At 36.3% G+C, this 22,396-nt stretch carries 23 protein-coding genes; all 23 read right to left on the bottom strand.

Translation table 11 applies throughout. From position 1 onward, the window contains the following. Entirely contained in the window at positions 1-657 is a 657-nt protein-coding gene (locus BN3004_RS05655; RefSeq protein WP_058260230.1) for a hypothetical protein, read from the bottom strand. Further along, complete coding sequence (locus BN3004_RS05650) at positions 650-886, bottom strand: hypothetical protein (RefSeq protein WP_058260229.1); 237 nt, start codon at positions 884-886, stop codon at positions 650-652. The genes BN3004_RS05655 and BN3004_RS05650 overlap by 8 nt, the downstream gene beginning before the upstream one ends. Positions 887-896: 10 nt before the next feature. Continuing rightward, a complete protein-coding gene (locus tag BN3004_RS05645; protein WP_058260228.1) occupies positions 897-2,060 on the bottom strand; it encodes an AAA family ATPase in 1,164 nt (387 codons plus the stop codon). Continuing rightward, positions 2,047-3,048: a metallophosphoesterase family protein gene (locus tag BN3004_RS05640; protein ID WP_058260227.1), complete on the bottom strand. Its 1,002-nt coding sequence runs from the start codon at positions 3,046-3,048 to the stop codon at positions 2,047-2,049. The genes BN3004_RS05645 and BN3004_RS05640 overlap by 14 nt, the downstream gene beginning before the upstream one ends. A gap of 9 nt (positions 3,049-3,057) precedes the next feature. Beyond that, positions 3,058-4,116, bottom strand: coding sequence for a recombinase RecA (recA, locus tag BN3004_RS05635; protein WP_058260692.1), 1,059 nt, complete (start codon positions 4,114-4,116; stop codon positions 3,058-3,060). Positions 4,117-4,135: 19 nt separating this feature from the next. Further along, positions 4,136-4,603: a CinA family protein gene (locus BN3004_RS05630; RefSeq protein ID WP_058260226.1), complete on the bottom strand. Its 468-nt coding sequence runs from the start codon at positions 4,601-4,603 to the stop codon at positions 4,136-4,138. Then, a complete protein-coding gene (gene pgsA, locus BN3004_RS05625; protein ID WP_058260225.1) occupies positions 4,587-5,126 on the bottom strand; it encodes a CDP-diacylglycerol--glycerol-3-phosphate 3-phosphatidyltransferase in 540 nt (179 codons plus the stop codon). Before pgsA ends, BN3004_RS05630 begins: the two co-directional genes overlap by 17 nt. Next, positions 5,110-6,435 carry a 30S ribosomal protein S12 methylthiotransferase RimO gene (rimO, locus tag BN3004_RS05620; RefSeq protein WP_242854199.1) on the bottom strand — a complete coding sequence of 442 codons (1,326 nt, stop codon included), beginning with the start codon at positions 6,433-6,435 and terminating at the stop codon, positions 5,110-5,112. Before rimO ends, pgsA begins: the two co-directional genes overlap by 17 nt. Then, positions 6,419-8,803, bottom strand: a complete 2,385-nt coding sequence (locus BN3004_RS05615) for an FtsK/SpoIIIE family DNA translocase (RefSeq protein WP_058260223.1) — start codon at positions 8,801-8,803, stop codon at positions 6,419-6,421. Before BN3004_RS05615 ends, rimO begins: the two co-directional genes overlap by 17 nt. A gap of 24 nt (positions 8,804-8,827) precedes the next feature. Further along, positions 8,828-9,655 (bottom strand): undecaprenyl-diphosphate phosphatase, encoded by an 828-nt coding sequence (locus BN3004_RS05610; protein WP_058260222.1) that lies wholly within the window; start codon positions 9,653-9,655, stop codon positions 8,828-8,830. Further along, entirely contained in the window at positions 9,655-10,092 is a 438-nt protein-coding gene (gene dut / locus BN3004_RS05605; protein WP_058260221.1) for a dUTP diphosphatase, read from the bottom strand. The genes BN3004_RS05610 and dut overlap by 1 nt, the downstream gene beginning before the upstream one ends. Before the next feature lie 13 nt (positions 10,093-10,105). After that, a complete protein-coding gene (locus tag BN3004_RS05600) occupies positions 10,106-12,202 on the bottom strand; it encodes a polyribonucleotide nucleotidyltransferase (protein ID WP_058260220.1) in 2,097 nt (698 codons plus the stop codon). Between the two features lie 48 nt (positions 12,203-12,250). Beyond that, positions 12,251-12,517 carry a 30S ribosomal protein S15 gene (gene rpsO, locus BN3004_RS05595; RefSeq protein ID WP_058260219.1) on the bottom strand — a complete coding sequence of 89 codons (267 nt, stop codon included), beginning with the start codon at positions 12,515-12,517 and terminating at the stop codon, positions 12,251-12,253. Between the two features lie 127 nt (positions 12,518-12,644). Next, on the bottom strand, positions 12,645-13,544 hold the full coding sequence (locus BN3004_RS05590) for a bifunctional riboflavin kinase/FAD synthetase (RefSeq protein WP_058260218.1): 900 nt from the start codon (positions 13,542-13,544) through the stop codon (positions 12,645-12,647). Beyond that, entirely contained in the window at positions 13,531-14,412 is an 882-nt protein-coding gene (gene truB, locus BN3004_RS05585) for a tRNA pseudouridine(55) synthase TruB (protein ID WP_058260217.1), read from the bottom strand. Before truB ends, BN3004_RS05590 begins: the two co-directional genes overlap by 14 nt. Beyond that, entirely contained in the window at positions 14,402-15,361 is a 960-nt protein-coding gene (locus BN3004_RS05580; protein WP_082244103.1) for a DHH family phosphoesterase, read from the bottom strand. The genes truB and BN3004_RS05580 overlap by 11 nt, the downstream gene beginning before the upstream one ends. Continuing rightward, a complete protein-coding gene (rbfA, locus tag BN3004_RS05575) occupies positions 15,345-15,734 on the bottom strand; it encodes a 30S ribosome-binding factor RbfA (protein WP_058260215.1) in 390 nt (129 codons plus the stop codon). Before rbfA ends, BN3004_RS05580 begins: the two co-directional genes overlap by 17 nt. Before the next feature lie 12 nt (positions 15,735-15,746). Then, positions 15,747-18,038: a translation initiation factor IF-2 gene (gene infB / locus BN3004_RS05570; protein ID WP_058260214.1), complete on the bottom strand. Its 2,292-nt coding sequence runs from the start codon at positions 18,036-18,038 to the stop codon at positions 15,747-15,749. A 4-nt stretch (positions 18,039-18,042) separates the two neighbouring features. Then, positions 18,043-18,303, bottom strand: coding sequence for an RNase P modulator RnpM (gene rnpM / locus BN3004_RS05565; RefSeq protein ID WP_058260213.1), 261 nt, complete (start codon positions 18,301-18,303; stop codon positions 18,043-18,045). After that, positions 18,290-19,417 (bottom strand): transcription termination factor NusA, encoded by a 1,128-nt coding sequence (gene nusA / locus BN3004_RS05560; protein ID WP_082244102.1) that lies wholly within the window; start codon positions 19,415-19,417, stop codon positions 18,290-18,292. Before nusA ends, rnpM begins: the two co-directional genes overlap by 14 nt. A gap of 9 nt (positions 19,418-19,426) precedes the next feature. Then, positions 19,427-19,876: a ribosome maturation factor RimP gene (rimP, locus tag BN3004_RS05555; protein WP_058260212.1), complete on the bottom strand. Its 450-nt coding sequence runs from the start codon at positions 19,874-19,876 to the stop codon at positions 19,427-19,429. 109 nt (positions 19,877-19,985) lie between these two features. After that, positions 19,986-21,422 (bottom strand): transcription termination factor Rho, encoded by a 1,437-nt coding sequence (rho, locus tag BN3004_RS05550; RefSeq protein WP_432416311.1) that lies wholly within the window; start codon positions 21,420-21,422, stop codon positions 19,986-19,988. After that, the gene (gene glpX / locus BN3004_RS05545) at positions 21,422-22,390 is read right to left on the bottom strand and encodes a class II fructose-bisphosphatase (RefSeq protein ID WP_058260210.1); all 969 of its coding nucleotides are present in this window, start codon (positions 22,388-22,390) and stop codon (positions 21,422-21,424) included. Before glpX ends, rho begins: the two co-directional genes overlap by 1 nt. Between the last annotated feature and the right edge of the window lie 6 nt (positions 22,391-22,396).

The following is a 22,396-nucleotide window of genomic DNA, read 5'->3' as shown; positions in this document are numbered from 1 at the left end:
CTACTTCTCCACTACTTCCGAAACATTGTCGCGCTTAATTACTTCAAAGGTCTTGTCGCCAATGTTCGATAGATACTTTGAGTGCGTAACCATGATTATCTGCCTGTTGAAGCTTTCGCTTACCTTGGATAAAAATTCAGCAACATTGTAGATGTAGTCTTCTGAAACGAATTTTGCTGGCTCGTCAAGCAGTATCGGTCCTTCAATCTTGGGATTAAAAACCTCTATCATGGCGAAGCGCAGTGCAAGTGAGATTATATCAACATAGCCCCCGCCTCTTTGCTCTTGTGGGTCTGTCATGATCTTCTCGCCATCGACCTCGTCTTCTAGAAAAAAGTCAACAGCTACCTTACCATTGATACTTTTCTCTTCTATAACGAACTTGCTTTGCGAAACAAATATCTCGTGAAGCGCGCCCGTAACCATATTCTCAATGCTCTTTATAGCTTGTTTCCTAGCGTAGTCACTCGTCTTTTCTAAAAGCAGCTTGGTCTTTTCGAAAATCATGTTCTTCTCGTCAAGGCGCTCTGCCTCTTTCGCAAGCGATGCCTTCTTCTCAAGGAGCATCTCTTTCTTGGTCTTGTCTTGCAAAATCTTGTTCTCTAGAGACTTATTAAATTTTTTAATTCTGTCTATCTCTAAAGCGTAATTATTCATTGTCTTTCAAAAGCTCCTCTGCCTTAGTAATGTCTGTAGCTATTTTATTTTCTAAATTCTTTATCTCTGCTTCAAGATTTTCTGGCTCAATACCAAGCGCTTTTATCTCTTTAAGGATATTCTCCCTATCATTAAGAAGTATATTAAGCCTTTCTTCGTACTTAACCTTATTCAGTTTTGCCTTGTCTAAACTGTCCTTCAAGGCCTCAAGTCTACTTGTATAATCCATAATATCACCTTTATAAATATTCTTTAACTATCATGTCAATATGTGCCTTATCAACGTCCGAGTTGCAATATGGGCACTTCTTTAGCTTTATTAATAGCTCTGTATACTCTTTTAAGTCTCTGTTTAGATTTTCATCGTTATCCTTAATAAAGTATCTACCCTTGTCAATGGATGCTGATACATCATCCAAACGCTTTTTGAGTTCATTTAGCTTAGTAAATGCATTTAAGTTTTTGACTATGGTATTGTCAATGTCGAGCTTTTCTGTTATATTTTTACTTTTCTTGTAAATAGCCTCAGTATTATTAATTTCATTTTTAATCTTATCGAGCTTTGTCTTGTAATTTTTGTAGCTTTCCAAAACTTCGTAAGCCTTCGCCGTGCTCAATATAAGCGCTTCGTTTGATAACACTTTGTCGAAGTCCTTTATTCTTTCAAGTAAATAGTCTTTATTTTGCTTATTATCATCAAGTCTAGCTTTAAGTGAATTTATCAGCTTTAATTTTTCTACTGAGTCTTCTATATTCTTAGTAATTTCCTCTCTATCCTTAAGTAATTTTTCTTCCTTTTCAATATCCTTATATGCTAATATCTTTTCATCAAGCTCTTTAATCTCTTCATTTATTCTCTTGATATCAGACTTTTGCGATTTTATATCCTTGTTCGTATCGTCAATGGCTTTGTCAACAACATCTAAATTATACATCTTGCCGATAAGGGCCGACTTTTGTGTCGCTGTGAAGCTAAACATAAAGGGTCCATCGTGCTGAAACTGTATATTGAAGTTTATATCATTAGACTTATCAAGCGTAATCTTTTTTATCTTCATCACGTTTGATACTTCAGGTGGAAGCCCTGTTCTTAAGCTGTTAAACTCTTGAACTTCGCCAGTCTTTTCATTGTAAATAATGTATAGATTTTCTTTTTTTGAGCGCTTTCTTTCAACCGAGTAGTCATTGTTAAAGTAAAGTCTGACTGAAACAAAGTCTTCGTTGTTCCTTAGCATGCCCATGCCTTGTGGCTCATTAAAAAGTACCCAGCGTATCGCTCTTAGTATAGCTGTCTTGCCATTGTCAGATGGTCCGACGATGACGTTTAGTCCATCATCAAAGTCAAGCGAAGTGAATTTATGCGACTGAAAATTTATTAGATCTATCTTATTAATCTTGACCATGAATATCTTCCTCCGCTTTCTCTAAACGCTTCTTCGCCTCATTTATAACTTCTTTTTCAACGCCTTCAGCCTTGATAATCTCTTCGAAAACGCTATAGTAGTCATACTTATCAAAGTCAGCAGCTTTTTTTATGGTGTTCTCAAAATTAAGAACTTCTAATTTATCATTCTTGTGCTTTTCGATATACTCTCTATCTAAGACCTCATATCCAGGTTTTGCGCACTTTACATCAATAAGCTCAATCTTTGGCTTTAGATCATCATTGATCTTGATTAAGGCATACTGAGGCATCCTCTTGTACTCTTCAGTAGTGTTTGAGCACCTTGTAAGTGAACCTGGATTTAAAAAGGTCCTGCCATTGAGACTAATTATGCCAAAGCCTGTATGATAGTGGCCTGAAAGTGTAAGGTCGGCCTTAGTATTGATTATATCAGTAACAACAGTGTGTTCTATCTCTTTTATAAATGGCTTTTCTAATAGCATCCCATGAACAACATTGATTAGAAACTCGCCATCTTTCTTATCATATTCACTTAATAAATAGGCTTCTTTATCTTCAGCGTCCATCTTGTATATATATGGCGTGCCTATGATTTTAATGCTATTACCATTAGCAAAGTTCTCTTCAATGGTACTTTCTCTATCAAGCATCTTAACTACGCCAAATGACTCGAGTAAGCCTAAATGCGTTCTAGGAAGCGTATCAGGATTACGCCCATAGATGTCGTGATTGCCGCTAACGATGTAAAATTTTATATTATGCTCTTTTAAATAAAAAAGAATCCTATTAAATTTGACAAGACAAATAGTTGAAACGGTTGGAGTATCAAAAAGATCTCCACCGTGAACTATAAAATTAACATTGTTTTCAACTGCAAAGTGAGCAGTTTCGTCAATCTTATTAATTACCGTTTCAAAATAATTATCAAGTCTATTTATAGGATTTTTTTCTTTTATATGTGTATCTGTTATAAATACAAATTTCATTATATCAACTTATTCTTCTGTGTTTTGTTCTGCTTCTTCTACAGCTACTTCGTCTTCTCTTTTGCAAGCTTGTCTAACCTTTAATGCTATCTCTTCCATAAGCTCAGGTTTTTCTTTGAATAATTGTTTAACATTTTCTCTTCCTTGACCAAGCTTTTCGTCATTGTATGAGAACCATGCACCAGCCTTGTCAACTATACCTTTGCTAACCGCAACATCCAAGATATCACCTTCCTTGGATATTCCTTCACCATACATAATATCAAATTCAACTACCTTAAATGGAGGAGCAACTTTGTTCTTAACAACTTTAACACGAACTTTATTACCTATGATTACATCCTCTTTTTTACCACCTGCGGAAGTCTCTTCTTTTTGCTTGATTACATCAAACTTTCTTATATCAAGTCTAACTGATGAATAGAACTTCAACGCCTTACCACCAGTAGTTGTTTCAGGGCTGCCAAACATGACCCCAATCTTTTCTCTTAATTGGTTAATAAATATTACTGTTGAATTTGTTTTTGATATAACACCAGAAAGCTTTCGCATTGCTTGTGACATAAGTCTTGCTTGTAGACCTATAGTCGCATCCCCCATAGCTCCTTCGATTTCAGTCTTAGGTACAAGGGCTGCAACTGAGTCAACAACAACTAGATCAACAGCACCGCTCCTAACAAGTGCTTCAGCAATGTCAAGACCTTGTTCACCATTGTCTGGTTGAGACACTATGAGCTTATCGATGTCAACACCCAAGTTTCTTGCATATTGAGGATCCAAAGCGTGTTCTGCGTCTATGAAAGCAGCTGTGCCGCCTTTCTTTTGACATTCTGCTATTACATGTAGTGTTAAAGTAGTCTTACCACTTGATTCTGGTCCGTAAATCTCGATGATTCTTCCCTTTGGTATACCACCAATGCCTAAAGCCATGTCAAGTGACAAGCAGCCAGTTGGGATGCTTTCAATATTAAGCTTAGCGTGGTCGCCAAGTCTCATTATTGAGCCCTTGCCAAAATCTTTCTCAATCTTTTTCAAAGCTTCATTAAGAGCTTTTTCTTTTTCGTTCATGTCCATTTTTTCACCTCTATTATTTACTTATTATTTCTAATATTAAATCGATTAAATCGTTCTTCGCTTCTTCTATTATATCACATCTTGAGCCGCTGTAAATCTTTTTATGTAAATATTGATGATTTTTATAGCTTAGTCCATAGTAAACAAGCCCAACTGGAATCCCGTCATATGATGTTGGTCCAGCGCTTCCTGTTATAGCATAGACAATGTCACTAGCGAAGAGCGCCTTAGCTCCATCAAGCATGGCCGATAGTACTGCGATAGATACTGGAGTATATTTATCAATCAAGTCGCTAGCCACCTTTAGTGTATTTATCTTAACCGATGATTGATATGAAACCAATGTTCCGCAAAAGACATCTGATGCGCCAGCTACCTTAACTAGCTCGCTCGATACAAGGCCTCCTGTTATTGATTCAGCGCCTGAAATGCTTAAATTATTTTCTTTTAATATTTCAATAATCTTATTGCATTGTTCCATTGAATACTTCCCTATTTTTATATAGATAATTTATCATTGATAAGACTGTTAGTGCTACGGATATATATAGCAAAACTTTTCCTATTATATACATTTTACCACTAATCAAGATTATTGTTAAAAAGAAAAATATCACTGAAAAAAACTGTGTTGTCGTCTTAAGCTTACCGAAGATATCGGCTGCTATGGATATATTTTTCTTTGCAGCAAGCATCCTAAAGCCCGAGATAAGTAATTCTCTAAATAAAACTACTATGACTACCCATGGCTCAACGAAGCCCCTTTCTATAAACATGATGAAGGCGCTTAGTACAAGGATCTTGTCTGCTATGGGGTCTATGAACTTACCAAAATCGGTAATCATATCGTACTTTCTGGCTATATGTCCATCAAGAAAATCACTAAAAGATCCCAAAAGGAATATTGCAAGACTTGATATGCCGCTTTGATCATAGTAACAGCTTATTACAAAAAATGGTAATAAGAATATCCTAAACATTGTAATTTTATTTGCTAGGTTCATAAATTTCACCTCTTAAGTCATAGTCAAGTGCTTCTGTAATCTTGACATCTACAAAACTACCTGGGCTTAGCTCCTCATCGCTACTTAAGTAAATTACTCCATCGACATCAGGAGCATCCATAAAGCTTCTTAAAGTGTATTCGCCAGCTTCACCGTCTTCAACTAAGCACTTCATAACTGTTCCCACTCTCTTCTCAAGACTCTCTCTGGAAATATCCATTTGCGCATCCATAATCTCGTCTCTTCTACTTCTCTTAGTCTTTTCATCAAGCTTCTCGCTAAAAGAGTAGCTCCTTGTGCCTTCTTCATCACTATATTCAAAGACGCCAAGCTTATCGAATTTTTCTTTTTTAATAAAATCAAGTAGCTCTTCAAAATCCTCTTCTCTTTCGCCTGGGAAGCCAACTATGAAGGTAGTTCTTAAAACTAAATCATCTATATTAGTCCTTAGTTTTGTGATTAAATCATGAATTTCATCTTTATTGATATGTCTATTCATCATCTTAAGAACGTGGTCTGATGCGTGTTGAAGTGGTATATCCATATACTTAAGTATCCTATCTGATGACTTAAATGTTTCGATTAATTCATCAGTAATATTATCTGGATATAGATACATAATTCTTATCCAAGGCATTTTAGTCCTTTCAAGCATCGCTTTTAAAAGCATATCTAAAGATGGCCTTGAGTATATGTCCATGCCGTAATCTGTTGTATTTTGCGCGATAAGTATAACTTCTCTCGTGCCAAGCTTGTATAAGTGATTAATCTCATTAACTATGTCATCAATGGACCTCGATCTAAGTCTGCCTCTAAGCTTTGGTATTATGCAGTAAGAGCAGTTATTGTTACAGCCCTCAGCTATCTTGACGTATTCAGTAATGTCTGCTGCATCTTTCTCTATATATTCAATATCTGCGTTGATGTTATCGATGTAGACATCATCATTATTATCTTCGTATTCTTTAATTATTTCGGAAATATTTTGAAAATTACCTGTACCAACTATTATATCTATCTCAGGAATCTCTTCTTTTAACTCTTTTGAGTATCTTTGAGCAAGGCAGCCGCTAACTATAATCTTGGCGCCTTCCTTTTTTTGATTAATCATATCAAAGATAGCCTCTATCGACTCTTCCTTCGCTGCATTTATAAAAGAACAAGTGTTTATGATTATATAATCAGCTTCATTTGGATTATTTATTATAGTGTAGTCATGATTCTTTAATTTATATGCCATAGTTTCTGAGTCTACATCGTTTTTCGAGCATCCCATAGTAAGTATAAATACTTTATTCAAGTCCGTCACCGCTTTCACCGTATAAATTTTCTAAGTCTTCCTCTTCAATAAGTACTTTTCTTGGCTTTGATCCATCGTAGCCGCTAACAACGCCCATCTCTTCCATTTGATCGACGATTCTCGCGGCACGTGAGTAGCCTATCTTAAGCTTTCTTTGTAAGTATGATATCGACGCTTGTCCATCAGCTACAACAAGCCTAACTGCTTCATCATAAAGTTCATCCTTATCATCTTGCATTGTTTGGCTAGTGTTATTTGTTGTGATGGATTCAACCGCTTCTTGATTGTAGTTTGCTTCACCTTGATTTCTGATGAAGTCGCAAACACTCTTAACCTCTTTATCGCTGACAAAGGCGCCTTGAACTCTGATTGGCTTTGATAAATTCGATGGGTAATAAAGCATATCGCCCTTGCCTAGTAGTTTTTCTGCACCGCTCATGTCAAGTATAGTTCTTGAGTCTATTTGCGAGGAAACTTGGAAGGAAATTCTCGAAGGTATATTCGCCTTTATTGTTCCTGTAATTACATCGACCGAAGGTCTTTGTGTCGCTACAATTAGGTGCATGCCCGCCGCTCTCGCCATTTGAGCAAGTCTACAGATAGCATCTTCGACCTCTGTTGCAGCAACCATCATTAAGTCAGCAAGCTCGTCTATAATTATAACGATTTGAGGCATCTTTTCAGTGATAGTATCAAGCTCGTTATAGCTTTGCATGTCCTTAACATTGTTCTTTGCGAATAATTGGTACCTTCTCTCCATCTCTTGAACAGCCCAATTTAGTGAGAATTGCGCCTTTTTAGCGTTTGTCACTACTGGTATCAATAGATGAGGTATATTGTTATAAACGTTTAATTCAACAACTTTCGGGTCAATCATGATTAATTTAACTTCATCAGGTCTTGCCTTGTAAAGTATACTCATGATTATGGTGTTGATACAAACACTCTTACCTGAACCCGTTGCCCCTGCTATAAGTAAGTGAGGCATATTGGCGATAGAACTGATGATGGTATTGCCTGTAACATCTTTTCCTAGAGCAAGCGGCAATTTTGATTTTAGATTTCTAAATTCATCGCTATCCAAAATTTCTTTTAGTAGAAGTGTATCCTTATGCTTATTAGGCACTTCTATGCCGACTGCGCTCTTGCCTGGTATAGGCGCAAGTATCCTTATATCAGTCGTTGCTAGTGCTAGAGCTAAGTTATCTGATAGGCTTAGTATCTTACTTACCTTTACGCCAGCTGCTAGACTTATTTCATATGAGGTAATAGTCGGACCGCTGTTAACGCCAATTACCTTTGCATCGACGCCAAAGTTATTAAGTGTATCTTGAATAATTTTGATATTGTCCTTAATCTCTCTGCCCTTTGAGTTAGTGTTACTTACTTCAACTTCTTTTAGAAGATTTAGTGATGGAAATTCGTAATGAATTATGTCTTCATTATGAATTTCTTTTTCTATATCAATTTCTCCACCAGTATCTTCTGTCTTTTCACTTTCTTTTTTACTAGGCTTAGCTTTTCTCTCAGGCTTTTTATCCTCATTTGCTTTTTTATCTTCACTTGGCTTATCAATTGTGTCAAGGCTATTAGCCCTTGATGAGTCATTAATATTTATATCGAAAAGACCATCATCAAGGCCTTCAATCTTAATATCGTTATGACTTGAAGTCTTATTATTAACATTGTCTATAGCTTTTACATCATCTTCGTCATTAAATATGTCATCAGAAGACATTATCTTTCTGTTCTTCTTCTCTTCTCTCTTTACTTTAATCTTCTCTATGCTATTTTCAACGCCATCTTGAAGCTTATTCATAGTATTATCTGTTGTTTTAACTATATCAGCTCTGTTGATGCTAGTTAATGTATATATGTTAATTATGTTGATAATAACTAGAACGATAACTGTTCCAACGCCACCAAAAAGCCTGTAGAACAAGTAACCTACTACTCCGCCTATAAGCCCGCCTGAGTTTAATTCACTTGCTAGCTCTGTCGCTTGTGAGACGTGCGAAGAGAATGAGCTCATGACTACTGTCGATGAGTCGAATATAACTAAAAGGCTTAGGAAGACTATGCTTAAAGATATAATCAATTTGCTAGCATATTTCCTCGACTTTGGTATTAATAATACTAAAGATATTGCCATTAAATAGAATAAAAATATATTGTATCCAATAGAAAAAAGGTAGACAAGACTGCTCTTTATCCATCTGCCAAAAACACCAGTTGCATCACTATTTGCAAAAATTAGCAAAAATATGGACGCAAAAAGTATTATAAGACCAGATATCAATAAAGATTCGTTCTTATCTACCTTTTTATTTGTTTTACTCTTAGTTCTTTTGTTTGTTCTTTTATTTGTAGTTCTCATACAATCCCTTCGCTTATATATCTTTTATATAAAATTTAATACTATACAAATAATACCTAGTACAACTAAGTAATATGAAAATACATGGAATTTTTTCTTTTTAATAAGCACTTTTATTAATCTGATCGCTAAAACTCCAGTTATGAAGCTCACAATAAGTCCAACAATCGCATTTATGTCGAAGCTTACTTGTGATCCTTCTTTGAATATGTCTTTTAAACCTAGTATAAAGCCGCCAAGCATGGCTGGTATAGCTAGTAGAAAAGAAAAATCTACCGCATCCTTCTTATTTATTCCCAATATGTGTGAGATAAATATAGTTGAGCCTGATCTTGATATGCCTGGTAGTGCTGCAACGCCTTGAACTGCTCCTATAGCAAGCACTTTAGGCACGCCAGCATTTGTAATTCTCATAGTATTTTTGCCATGAATATTGATGTCGATGAAGTATATCATAAAGGCTGTTATTATAAAGCATAGTCCTATGATTAATGAAGACATGTATAATTGATCCAAATACTTCTCTATAAATAAAGCGATGATAACTGTAGGTATAGTCGCTAATATAATGTATAGAGCTAGTTTTTGATAGTGGTTTAGCTCGATCTTTTCTCTTTTTATTAAAGAGCCAAGCATTTTGAAAAACTCCACGATCATGTTTATAACTTGTTTATGATAAACAAGTAAAATAGAAAGCAATGTTCCGAAGTGTAAAACTTGCGAGAAAAATACATTACCTTCTTTTACATTAAATAATATTTGTAGTATGGCCAAGTGGCCTGATGAGCTTATTGGTAAAAACTCTGTTATGCCTTGAACGATAGCGAGTATTATTGCTTTAAATAATGTCATTATTTTACTCCTGTCGAACCAAAGCCGCCATCTTGTCTTTCAGAGTCTGAAAGCTCATCTACTTCTTCAAAATCTATCTTTTCGTACTTAGATAAAACCATTTGAGCGATTCTCATACCATTCTCAATAGTAAAATCTTCTTTAGAAAAATTTATTAGAGGAACCTTTATTTCACCTCTGTAATCACTGTCAATAGTGCCTATACCGTTGACAAGACCAATGCCGTGCTTAATACTAAGGCCCGATCTTGCTCTGATTTGAACCTCGTAAGAGGAAGGTATCTCTAGATAGATACCTGTACTTACTAGTTTGAACTCGCCTGCCTTTAATACAAGGTCCTCATCAAGTGAAGCTCTTATATCTACGCCAGCAGAGTTTTCTGTTTGGTATTTTGGTATATCGTTTTTACTCTTATTTATTATCTTAACTTTTACCATCTTTTTATCCTAATTATTTAGATTCTTCTTCTGAATTTTCTACTAATGCTTTTCTTGATAGGTTGATTCTACCTTGTTCGTCAATAGATGTAACCTTAACCATGATTTCGTCGCCTAGCTTTAATACATCTTCAACTTTGTTTACTCTGTCTTTTGAGATTTGTGAGATGTGTAGTAAGCCTTCTTTGCCGTTTAATACTTCAACAAAGGCACCGAAATTAGTTATTCTATTAACCTTACCAAAGTAAACTTCGCCAACTTCTACTTCTTTAACGATGTCTTCAATCATCTTCTTAGCGCCGTTAACGCCATCCATAGTATCAGCTGAGATGTATACGTCACCGTCATCAGTGATATCAATCTTAGCGCCTGTTTCTTCGATAATCTTGTTAATTACCTTTCCGCCTGAGCCGATAACATCTCTAATCTTGTCTGGATCAATCTTGATAGTTGCAATCTTTGGAGCGTACTCGGATAATTCTGCTCTTGGTGCATCGATAGCTGATCTGATTACATCAAGTATTTGGAATCTTGCTGCCTTTGCTTGTTCTAGAGCAACTTTCATTATCTCTTCATCTATACCTTGAACCTTGATATCCATTTGCATAGCTGTGATACCGTCCTTAGTACCAGCTACTTTAAAGTCCATGTCGCCAAGGTGGTCTTCAAGACCTTGTATATCTGTTAATATCTTAGTAGTTTCTTCTGACTTAATAAGTCCCATGGCAATACCTGCTACTGGTTTTTTAATAGGTACACCCGCATCCATAAGAGCTAGTGTTGAACCGCAGATACTTGCTTGTGATGAAGAGCCGTTTGAGCTTAGTACTTCTGATACAAGTCTAATTGTGTATGGGAAGTCTTCAAGTGAAGGTATAACTGGAACTAGAGCTCTTTCAGCAAGTGCTCCGTGACCAATTTCTCTTCTACCAGGGCTTCTAAGCGGTCTAACGTCTCCTACTGAATATGGTGGGAAATTGTATTGATGCATGTAGTGTTTTTCGCCTTCTTCAACTAGGCCGTCTTGTGATTGGCTGTCGCCGAATGAGCCAAGTGTAGCTATAGTTAATACTTGAGTTTGACCTCTTTTAAATAGTCCTGATCCGTGAGCTCTTGGTAATAAGCCAACTTCAGCAGAAAGTGGTCTGATTTGTTCAGTATTTCTTCCGTCTGGTCTTAAGTTTCTTTCAAGTATACCTTTTCTGAACTCTTCACTTGTAATATCGTCAATAGTCTTTAGTATGCTCTTTTGATCATCTGGATACTTTTCAAGATATTTATTTACTATAGTATCCTTAAGTGATTCACTATTTTCTATTCTTTGAACCTTATCAGCTTCAAATATAGAGTTTTTAATATCTTCTCTGAATTCTTCATCTATTTCTTTAAAAATTTCTTCTTTAGCTTCAAATTTTTCGAACGAATATTTTTCTTTGCCTATCTTTTTAATGATTTCTTCTTCAAATGCACATACTTCTTTGATAGCTTCATGTCCTTTTAGTATAGCCTTAATCATTTCTTCTTCAGAAACTTCATTTGATCCTGATTCAACCATCATGATGGCGTCCTTTGTTCCTGATATACATAGGTTTATGTCTGACTTTTCCATCTCTTCTTGAGTTGGGTTGATTACATATTCTCCATCTATAAGTCCAACGTAAACTGCTGCAGTTGGTCCGTTAAATGGTATGTCAGAAATACATAGAGCTACTGATGAACCAATCATCGCAGCGATTTCTGGACTATTGTCAGGGTCTACTGAAAGAACTGTTGCTATAACTTGTACATCATTAAAAAAGCCCTCAGGAAATAAAGGTCTAATTGGTCTATCAATCAGCCTTGAAGTTAAAACTGCTTTCTCTGAAGGTCTTCCCTCTCTCTTTATATATCCTCCTGGTATCTTACCAACAGAATAAAACTTTTCTTCGTAGTCTACACTTAGTGGGAAGAAGTCTACCCCTTCTCTAGGTGCTTTTGTGCTTGTCGCATTAACTAAAACGTAAGTATCTCCATACTTAACTAAGCAAGAACCACCAGCTTGCTCGCACATCTTTCCTGTTTCAATTTCTAAAGGTCTACCTGCTAAGGTAGTTTTAAAATTTTCTTGCATCTCACATCTCCTTTAATCTAACAAAAGAGCGGGATAGCCCCGCCCTCTTTATCCTCTGATATTTAATCTTTCTATCAATTCACGATATTTGTTAATATCAGTGTCATACAAATATTTTAGAAGACCTTTTCTCTTACCAATCATTTTAAATAATCCTCTTCTTGAGTGATGGTCTTTCTTGTGTGTCTTTAAGTGTTCTGTAAGATCATTGATTCTCTTAGTAAGTATAGCTATTTGTACTTCTGTAGAACCAGTGTCTCCTTCATGCATTTTAAAATCGTCAATGATTTTTGATTTTTCTTCTTTTGTTAACATTTAATGTTTCCCCCTTAATAATATTTGCCTCAGCCAAGTGTATCGACGGGAACGATATACGTAGCATAAGGTACCTATATTAGTATATCATGAACTTTAGCATTTGTAAAGCATTTTATACTCATAATTATAAATAATCTTCAAAATTTTTCGCAAAATTAATATCGCTTCTAATCTGTTTAAATAAATCATCCTTGTCAGCAAAGTTTAACATATCTCTAATCCTATAGATGAAATATAATCTAACTGTGTCATCATATATATCATCATCGAAGTCAAATATGTTAGTCTCAACACTAACAAAGTCTTCGTTAAAGCTTAGGTTTTTGCCTACACTAGTAACTGATTTATAAATACGGTCCTTGATCTTAATCTTTGTTACATATACGCCTTGATACGGAATGATGTAGCCTGTATTAATATTGAGGTTTGCAGTTGGTATGCCGACCGATGAGCCAAATCTTTTGCCGTGAATAACCTTTGACTTTATTGAGTAGTACCTCGATAAGTCTTTGTTTGCACTCATCACTTCGCCTGACAGTATTAACTTTTTTATATTGCTCGATGAAATCTTTTGCATCTCTTCATCAAGTTCAAAATTTAATACTACTGCTTCGCCGCCTGCCTCTTTCATCATCTCTTTAAGAAGTGCAGTGTCCCCAAGTCTGTCTATACCAAAGGTATAATCTTCACCCGAGTAAGTCCTAATCGCATTTAATCTATTTAGTAGTATCTCCTTGACAAAAGCTTTTGGATCTGTTCTTTTAAGCTCATCCGTAAAGTCAATTAGATAAACAGTATCTATGCCAAGCTCTTCAAGTATCTTAATCTTGTCATCAATTGGCGTGATGCTCTTAGCGCCTTTAAAGTCAAGCAGCAAAACAGCTGACTCTAGCTTATCTCTTCTAGCATCACTTATGCAGCTCTTAATTATTTTTAAGTGACCTAAGTGCATGCCATCGAAGTAGCCAAGCGCTATATAGCATTCTTCACTTCTAAACTCATCTTTTAAATTAATTATCCTCATATTTATAAACCTTTTTCATATAAATATTTTTTCTGCCATTCTCATCTTTTTTCACATAGCCAATGCCGCAGAATTTATCAGCACAGTAAACCTTGTATTGCTCTTCATTGTAGGCATCATTAACATATGAGTTCATGCCGTTTTGAACCGCCTTAAACCTCTTTTCGTGAAGCTTTATGACTGGCAAATCTATAAGCGTATCTACTGGAATAAGATCATCTTCATCTATATCGTCTATGCATATGGCCTCGTCAATATTTAATGGGCCGCTGTAGTACCTCATAAGGTAATCGATATACGATATAGTCCCTAGTCTTTGTGCTATATCAAAGGCAAGAGTCCTTATATAAGTTCCAGTAGAAACCTCGCTCATGACTATGGCGTATGACTTTTCCTTATTAAACTTCAATAGTCTGTTCTTATAAATTTGAACAGTTTTTGCTCTTGAAGCAGTGTCTACGTCAATATTTTCTCTCGCTAGCTTATACATAGGAACGCCATCAATCTTCTTTGCTGAATACTTTGGTGGAACTTGCTCGTATGCACCTTCCATCTCTTCTAATACTCTTAGTAAATCATTCTTTTCAAAGTTCCATGCCTCTTCATCGCTAATCTCTGACTCGGCGTCTAAGGTCTCTGTAGTTTTACCAAAAATTATTCTATATATATAGGCCTTTTTATCAAAGCCTAAGTAATCTATAAACTTAGTTGCCTCTCCAAGCGCTATAGGCAAGACGCCAAAGGCCATGGGGTCTAAGGTTCCTACGTGTCCAGTCTTCATCTTGCTAAGCTGCTTCACCTTGTTTGTGTAGTATCTACTGGACTTTCCCTTCTCCTTAAACACGTTGACTACGCCACTAATTTGCATCGTCTACATATCCTTTCAGCTTTTTAATTAGCTCGTCAAGCTCTCCCTTGTACGTTAAACCCGCAGCGTACTTATGTCCGCCGCCATCAAAGTCCTCACCAATGCTGCCTACATCGTATTTATACTTGCTTCTTAAAGAAACTTTGTAAATGTCCTTTACTTCTTTGATTATGGCTATCATGTCATAATCTTCAAGGCCTTGTAGAAAGGCAAGTATATCGTCCGTATCGTCTCTACTAGTCTTAGTCTTGTTAAAATCATCATTATCTAAGACAAGGTAGGCAAAGTCTTTATAGAAATTAATCTTATTTATAGCGAGCTTATATAGCTCAAAAATATTTTTATTCATGCTTCTATAAAGCTTGATATTGATTTCATTTATATCGATGCCGTAGCTCATAAGCTTAGAAACTTTTTGCATAGTGTCGTCACTTGTCGATGAGTACATAAACCTGCCAGTGTCAGTATCTATGCCAATGTAGAGCATAGTAGCTACTTCTTTGTTCATAGGAAGCTCAAGCTCTTTTATGATGTCGTATACTATCTCTGCGCTGGATGAATACTCTTCTAAAACGTAGTTTATATCGCCAAAATACTTATTGCTCTTGTGGTGGTCTATGTTAATAACTTTCTTCGCTTTTTTAAGATTATCTTCATTAAGAAGCCTTCTCTCATCAGCGCAGTCAATAACCATGAGCAAATCGCACTCGCTCATGCTTTCTTTGTAATACTTTTTTTCCTCAATAAAGATGTATTTGCTAGGAATGTCATCTGGCTTTATTATATTTATAGTCTTTTTCTTATACTTTTCTTTTAGTGATAGATAAAGGCCAAGCGTTGAGCCCATGTTGTCCCCGTCTGGAGACTTGTGAGAGATTATATTTATGCTATTAGCTTCTTCTATAGCTAGACCAATATCTTTTATGCTGTGATTATTCTTCATCTGCATCTAACTCTTTGTTTGCTTTTTCTTCACTCTCTGAATTTAATTTATTTAAAATCTTTTGTATCTCAATACTATATTCAACGCTCTCATCAATTTTAAATCTTAATTCAGGCACTTGTCTTATCTCTAAAACCTTTGCAAGACGAGATCTGATATAGCCTTTAGCATTTTCTAAAGCATCAAGAGTGTCTTCTTTAGTCTTTTGACTGCCATATATCGAAAAATATATAGTGGCAACCGATGTATCGTTACTTAGCTCAACTTTAGATACGCTAGTCATTGGATCAATCCTAGGATCCTTAAGTCCTTCAATTAATAACTCTGATACAATTCTTTGTATCTCAGCTTGTAATCTATATAATCTTTTCTTGTCCATAGTATCACCTAATTATGCTTTTATTTCTTCAATGATGTAGGCTTCCATTTCGTCGCCTTCCTTGACATCGTTGTAATTATCAAGGCCTAGACCAGCTTCATAACCAGTGGCAACTTCTTTAGCATCATCTTTAAATCTCTTTAATGAAGAGATGCCTCCGTCGTGAATAACCACATCGTCTCTAAGAAGTCTTATGCTTGAGTTTCTAGTAATCTTGCCGTTATCAACATAGATACCTGCTATAGTTTGTCCAGAAGGTAGTCTAAATGTAGCACGTACAGTCGCTCTACCTAAAACAGTTTCCTTAGTCTTAGGTTTTAGCATACCCTTAACAGCGTTCTTGATATCGTCTATTATGTCATAAATAACTCTATATGTCTTAACTTCAATGCTTTCAGCGTTTGCTAAATCCATTGCGCCGTTATTTGGTCTTACATTAAAGCCTATGATGATGGCGTTTGATGCACTAGCAAGCATAACGTCTGATTCACTAATTCCGCCTACGCCGCTGTGTATAACGCTTACCTTTACTTCATCGTTTGAAAGCTTAGTAAGAGATGAGCTGATGGCTTCGATTGAACCCTTGTTATCAGCCTTGATTATGATGTTTAGATCCTTTAACTCGCCTTCTTTGATTCTGTCGAATAGATTATCCAAAGAAACTTTTTGAGTTGCTGTAATCATTTCTTCTCTTTGCTTTTCTTTTCTCATATCAGCTATGGCTCTAGCCTTCTTTTCAGATTCAACTGCGTAGAAAAATTCACCCGCTTCAGGCACTTCGCTTAAGCCCATGATCTTAACTGGTGTAGAAGGAGTCGCCTTCATGATGCCTTTACCGTTGTCATCAACCATAAGCCTAATCTTACCACAAGCAGTTCCTGATACAACGTAGTCGCCCTTCTTAAGAGTTCCTTTTTGTACTAAAACAGTCGCTGTAGGTCCTTGACCCTTGTCAAGTTGGGCTTCAATTACAGTACCCATGGCTCTTCTGTTAGGATTTGCCTTGATGTCTTCCATCTCAGCAACTAGGATGATCATCTCAAGCAATTCGTCTATATTGATTCTTTTCTTTGCAGATACTTCTACGGTTATAGTTGAGCCGCCCCACTTTTCTGGAAGTAAATCGTTATCTTCTAGCTCTTGATATATTCTTTCAATATTTGCTTCTGGTCTATCTATCTTATTTATCGCTACGATGATGGGTACACCAGCCGCCTTACTATGTGAGATGGCTTCCTTTGTTTGTGGCATGATACCGTCATCTGCTGCGACAACTATTACAGATATATCAGTGATTTGAGCTCCTCTGGCTCTCATTTGTGTGAAAGCTTCGTGACCTGGTGTGTCTAGGAAAACTACTTTTTTTCCTTTAACGTTGATTCTGTAGGCACCAATTCTTTGAGTGATACCACCCGCTTCACCTGCTTGTACCTTTGTTTCTCTGATAGCATCAAGAAGTGATGTCTTACCGTGGTCAACGTGACCCATAACTGTAACTACTGGTGGTCTTGTAACTAGAGTGTCTTCACTGTCTTCGAAGTCAAGTTCAAGTGCTTCTTCTTCGCTTTGTGGCACTTCTAATTCTACTTTTACACCAAATTCATCAGCCATTAAAGATGCTGTATCAAAGTCAACGCTTTGGTTTTGGTTAAGCATTAATCCTAGCATGATAAGCTTTGTAATTAGCTCGTTTACACCAACGCCTAGCTTTTCCGCAAGGTCCTTAACTATGATTGGATCTTGTATATAAACAACTTCGTCTTTAGCTTTTTTTGCTTCTTGCTTTTCTTCTTTTACTTCTTGAGGCTTATTGTCGTTATTTTTATTGTTTTGTCTGTTTTTCTTGCCTTTTTTATTATTTGCTTGGTTATTATAATTGTTATTATTGTTGTTGTTGTTATTATTGTTATTGTTATTCTTATTGTTATTATTGTTATTATTGTTTCTCTTCTTCTTATTACTTCTTTGATTATTATTTTCAGCGCTTTCCTTCTTAGCTTCTTCTCTTCTATCTTCTTTTACATTAGTCTTCTTTACTTCAGGTTTTGCGTTTTTCTTAGCTTTATTAGCATTTTTATCTATACTTTCTGTATCTTCTTTTGCTTTACGGATCTTTTTCTTTGGTCTTTCTTTAACCGCTACTTTATCTTCTTCTAGGAAAAGATCTCTTACCATATTAGCTGTTTCTTCATCTACGCCACTTAAGTGAGTCATTGGCGGTAGGTTCAATTCTTGGAGTTTATCTAGTAGTTCTTTTGTTTCCATATTCAATTCTTTTGCTAATTCGTAAACTCTTGTCTTCATATAATCACTCCTTCTTTACATTTCTTAGCTCCTCTAAGGTTTCATTATCTATATTGCATTTTAAAGATTTTTTGAGTAAATTCTTTTCAATCGCATTATTTATACATTCTTCATTATTGCACACATAGCTTCCTCTGCCTTGTATCTTTTGCTCCTTGTCAATAAATACGCCGTCCATAGTCTTTGCTAGCCTAATCATCTCGTATTTATTGTGAAAATTTCTGCATGCAACACATTTTCTATCAAAAGTTTTATTCTTCGTCATTTCTGAATAAATCAATTAATGAATCATTTAATATCTCTTGATTGTCCGCATCGTAGTATGGCTCACTTGTTGGTCCTGTAAATGTGTCAGGATCTTCTGGATGAATATCTATCTTCCAAGTAGTAAGCTTAGCTGCAAGTCTTACATTTTGGCCTTGCTTACCGATGGCCAAGCTGATTTGTGAGTTTGGTACTACGGCAATGGCGGATTTTTCTTCCTCGTTGATTTCGCAACTAACTACATCAGCTGGTGATAGAGCATTCTTGATGAATATCTCTAGATTTTCATTGTAGATAATTATATCTATCTTTTCTCCGTTAAGCTCTTCAACGATGGAGTTAACTCTTTGTCCCTTTTGTCCAACGCAAGCTCCTAATGGGTCTATACTATCATCTTTTGCGTAAACAGCAATCTTTGATCTTGATCCAGCTTCTCTAGCTATAGAGTAGATATCGATAAGTCCTTCTGTTATTTCTGGTACTTCAAGCTCGAAAAGTCTTCTTACTAAAAGTGCTTTTGATCTTGATAATACTATTTGCGGTCCCTTATTAGTCTTTCTTATCTCAGAGATAACTAGTTTAAGTCTGTCGCCCATCTTGTAGACTTCATTTGGGATTTGTTCACTTGGTGGAATTATGCCTTCTACCTTGCCCATGTCTATAAATATGTTCTTATTTGATATTCTTTGTATTTGTCCTGTGATTATTTCGCCTTGTCTTACTATAAATTCATCATGAATTTTTTCTCTCTCAGCGTCCTTAATCTTTTGTATCACAACTTGCTTAGCTGTTTGAGCAGCTATCCTGCCATATTCCTTTGGAGCTTCTTCAAAGTTAACAATGTCGCCTACTTGGTACTTTGAGTTGATCTTCTTAGCATCTTCTAGTGAAATTTCATTAACATCGTCTTCTACTTCATCAACAACAGTCTTTTGTGAATATAGTTTTATATCGCCAGTCTCTCTGTTAATGTCAACGAAAACATCTTGTTCACTTTGGAAATTCTTTCTAAAGCTTGATACTAGTGCAGTCTCCAAAGCATCAAAAATTACATCTTTTGATATACCCTTGCTTTTTTCTAGCTCATCTAAAGCTTCTATAAACTCTTTGTTCATCATAACCCCCTAAAATTCTATAGCCTGAGTAAGTTTCTTTACATCGGCCCTCTTTATATCAATAGTTTCGCCATCACAATCAAGTGTGAATGACTCTTCGTCATAATTTTTAAGTATGCCCATATACTTTTCATTGTTCTTTAGTTTTGCATCGAGTTTCATGTCCATGTTTCTTCTGAAATCATCATCCGTCTTGATGGGTCTATCTATGCCCGGAGATGATATTTCTAAGTAGTACTTGTCCTTTAGTTCTTCTACTGAATCGAATATTGGATTTAATCTCTCTGTCGCCTTTTGAAGTAGGTCTATGTCAAGGCCTTCCTTCTTGTATATGTATACACTTACCGTCATCTCGCCCTTGTGCCTAGTAAAAGCAATATCAACGAGCTCTGCCTTTAAGTCCTCAAGTGCCTTATCTAACTTAGGACTAAGCTTTTCTTTTAAACTTTTGTAATTCATATCCTCACCCCTCTTATAAAATAAAGAGTGGCGAGCCACTCTTCAATGCAAAAATATTACCTTATATATTATATCATATAAGAAGACTATTTACAAGTCTTTTATCAAATTAATCGTTCTTAACGAGAGCTTTATCTAAACTGTCAATAAGCTCCTTATTAGACCTAGTATTCATCATAAACTTGCGAAGGTATTCAACTGCGTATTCATTGCCGTTCTTAGTCATCATCGCTCTAAACTTCCTTTGTATGTTCAAAGTCTTTTCGTCTAGAAGCAATTCATCCTTCCTCGTACCCGAGTTTAATATGTCAATGGCTGGGAAGAGCCTCATGTTCGATAGGTCCCTATCAAGGTAGAGCTCCATGTTACCAGTGCCTTTAAACTCTTCGTAAATAACTTGATCCATCCTCGAGCCAGTGTCGATAAGCGCAGTTGCTAGTATACTTAGACTGCCTTTGTCCTTGAAGTTTCTTGCCGCTCCAAAAAATTTCTTTGGCCCAAATAGCGCGCCTGGATCCAAGCCGCCCGATAGCGACCTACCAGTTGGCGTTATCATCATATTATATGCTCTTGCAAGTCTTGTGATACTATCAAGTAGTATTACTACATCCTTCTTGTGTTCAACAAGTCTCTTCGCCCTCTCAAGCGTCATTTGCGATACCTTGATGTGATTTTCAAGGTCCTCATCAAAAGTCGAGTAGATAACATCGCCCTTAATTGATCTCTTAAGATCAGTAACTTCTTCCGGTCTTTCATCAATTAATAAAACTATAAGTTCTATCTCTGGATGATTTATGTTAATGGCGTTGGCTATCTTTTTTATAAGAGTCGTTTTACCCGCCTTTGGTGGGGCAACTATAAGTCCTCTTTGACCCTTGCCAATGGGTGAGATTAGATCGATGAACCTTGTCGATAGTTCATCCTTTGTCGTCTCTAGCTTAATTAGCTCATCTGGATATTCAGGAACTAAGTCATCAAAGTCAGCTCTCTTAAAGCATGTATCTATGCTGTCACCATTAACTTTGTTAATGTAGACTATAGCGTTTTTCGAATTTTCTTCGCTTGCCTCGTCCCTCTTTCTTACCTTGCCTGTGATTTCGTCGCCTTGTCTTAAAAGGAATTTCTTTATATATGTTGGTGACAGATAATAATCATTGTCGCTTTGAGAATAATTTTCTCTCCTTAAAAAGCCAAAACCATCAGGAAGTATCTCTAAGATTCCGCTTACTTCAACTGTTTCAAGCCCATCTATAGAGCTCGAACTAGTCTTTGTAGTTTTTTCTTCTCCATTTGCCTCACTAAGATTACTTCTTTCTTTTGGCATATCATTTTTGGCAATACTATTATCCCCATTAACCATATGAAGAAAATCATCTAAGCTCTTACACGACTTAAAAGCATCCTCATCGTGATTCGCGCGGATGCTCTTAAGAATATATTCAATAAGCTCAAGCTTTTTATATTTAGTAAAGTTTTTAAGTCCGTAGTTTTTTGCAAAATTTTGTAGCTCTACTAGTTTATAATCATCTAAGTGATTATCTACAATCATTTAGCATACTCCGGTTTTTTGTCTAGTATATGAGTTGCTTTGATGAATCTGATTGTGCCTGTTTCAGCTCTTAGTACTAGAGTTTCTGTCTCACATACGTTTTTCTTGATAAATTTAACGCCATCAAGAAGTTCGCCGTGCGATACGCCTGTTGCTGAGAAAGCAATTTCGTCGCCTTTAACAAGGTCATCAAGGTGAAGTATCTTGTCTGGATTTATACCCATCTTGATGCATCTTTCTTTTTCTTTCTCATCCTTTGGTAGTAGTTTGCCTTGCATTTCACCGCCCATGCACTTAAGTGCTGCTGCAGCTAAAACGCCTTCAGGTGCACCGCCGCTACCAAGAAGCATATCAACGTTAGTGTCTTCAAAGCAAGTTTGTATAGCAGCAATAACGTCACCGTCGTTTATAAATTTAATTCTAGCGCCATTTTCTCTAAGCTCTTTAACTATAGCGTCGTGTCTTGGTCTGTTTAGCATAACTACTGTAGTTTCAGAAACTTCTTTGTTAAGCGCCTTTGCTACGGCTTTTAAGTTTTCTGTAACAGACTTTTCTATGTCAACAACGCCCTTTGCCTTAGGTCCAACAGCAATTTTATTCATATACATATCAGGAGCGTGTAATAAGCAGCCAGCTGGTGCTACAGCAACTACTGATATTGCGTTTGGCATACCATTGGCAATGGAGTTCGTTCCGTCTAGTGGGTCAACCGCGATGTCGACCTTAAGCGCTCCGTCCTTGCGATCACCGATCTTTTCGCCTATATATAGCATAGGTGCCTCGTCGATCTCGCCCTCACCTATAACTACAGTTCCGTCGATGTCAACAGTGTCAAACATTCTTCTCATTGCTTCAACTGCAGCGCCATCAGCGGCGTTCTTTTCTCCTCTACCAAGCCAAGGAGCAGACTTTAGTGCAGCCGCTTCTGTAACTCTGGCTAAATTCATTACTAAATTTCTATCCATACTTCT

This window comes from Fenollaria timonensis (assembly GCF_001457835.1).
Lineage (GTDB): Bacteria > Bacillota > Clostridia > Tissierellales > Peptoniphilaceae > Fenollaria > Fenollaria timonensis.
The sequence above is the reverse complement of the archived record's forward strand: the minus strand, read 5'-3'. Positions and strand labels throughout refer to the sequence as shown.

Excerpts from the sequence above, each read along its gene's own strand:
- BN3004_RS05655 (WP_058260230.1), bottom strand. The coding sequence starts at position 657 with ATGAATAATTACGCTTTAGAGATAGACAGAATTAAAAAATTTAATAAG.
- BN3004_RS05650 (WP_058260229.1), bottom strand. The coding sequence starts at position 886 with ATGGATTATACAAGTAGACTTGAGGCCTTGAAGGACAGTTTAGACAAG.
- BN3004_RS05645 (WP_058260228.1), bottom strand. The coding sequence starts at position 2,060 with ATGGTCAAGATTAATAAGATAGATCTAATAAATTTTCAGTCGCATAAA.
- BN3004_RS05640 (WP_058260227.1), bottom strand. The coding sequence starts at position 3,048 with ATGAAATTTGTATTTATAACAGATACACATATAAAAGAAAAAAATCCT.
- recA (WP_058260692.1), bottom strand. The coding sequence starts at position 4,116 with ATGAACGAAAAAGAAAAAGCTCTTAATGAAGCTTTGAAAAAGATTGAG.
- BN3004_RS05630 (WP_058260226.1), bottom strand. The coding sequence starts at position 4,603 with ATGGAACAATGCAATAAGATTATTGAAATATTAAAAGAAAATAATTTA.
- pgsA (WP_058260225.1), bottom strand. The coding sequence starts at position 5,126 with ATGAACCTAGCAAATAAAATTACAATGTTTAGGATATTCTTATTACCA.
- BN3004_RS05615 (WP_058260223.1), bottom strand. The coding sequence starts at position 8,803 with ATGAGAACTACAAATAAAAGAACAAACAAAAGAACTAAGAGTAAAACA.
- BN3004_RS05610 (WP_058260222.1), bottom strand. The coding sequence starts at position 9,655 with ATGACATTATTTAAAGCAATAATACTCGCTATCGTTCAAGGCATAACA.
- dut (WP_058260221.1), bottom strand. The coding sequence starts at position 10,092 with ATGGTAAAAGTTAAGATAATAAATAAGAGTAAAAACGATATACCAAAA.
- BN3004_RS05600 (WP_058260220.1), bottom strand. The coding sequence starts at position 12,202 with ATGCAAGAAAATTTTAAAACTACCTTAGCAGGTAGACCTTTAGAAATT.
- rpsO (WP_058260219.1), bottom strand. The coding sequence starts at position 12,517 with ATGTTAACAAAAGAAGAAAAATCAAAAATCATTGACGATTTTAAAATG.
- BN3004_RS05590 (WP_058260218.1), bottom strand. The coding sequence starts at position 13,544 with ATGAGGATAATTAATTTAAAAGATGAGTTTAGAAGTGAAGAATGCTAT.
- truB (WP_058260217.1), bottom strand. The coding sequence starts at position 14,412 with ATGCAAATTAGTGGCGTAGTCAACGTGTTTAAGGAGAAGGGAAAGTCC.
- BN3004_RS05580 (WP_082244103.1), bottom strand. The coding sequence starts at position 15,361 with ATGCAGATGAAGAATAATCACAGCATAAAAGATATTGGTCTAGCTATA.
- rbfA (WP_058260215.1), bottom strand. The coding sequence starts at position 15,734 with ATGGACAAGAAAAGATTATATAGATTACAAGCTGAGATACAAAGAATT.
- infB (WP_058260214.1), bottom strand. The coding sequence starts at position 18,038 with ATGAAGACAAGAGTTTACGAATTAGCAAAAGAATTGAATATGGAAACA.
- rnpM (WP_058260213.1), bottom strand. The coding sequence starts at position 18,303 with ATGACGAAGAATAAAACTTTTGATAGAAAATGTGTTGCATGCAGAAAT.
- nusA (WP_082244102.1), bottom strand. The coding sequence starts at position 19,417 with ATGAACAAAGAGTTTATAGAAGCTTTAGATGAGCTAGAAAAAAGCAAG.
- rimP (WP_058260212.1), bottom strand. The coding sequence starts at position 19,876 with ATGAATTACAAAAGTTTAAAAGAAAAGCTTAGTCCTAAGTTAGATAAG.
- glpX (WP_058260210.1), bottom strand. The coding sequence starts at position 22,390 with ATGGATAGAAATTTAGTAATGAATTTAGCCAGAGTTACAGAAGCGGCT.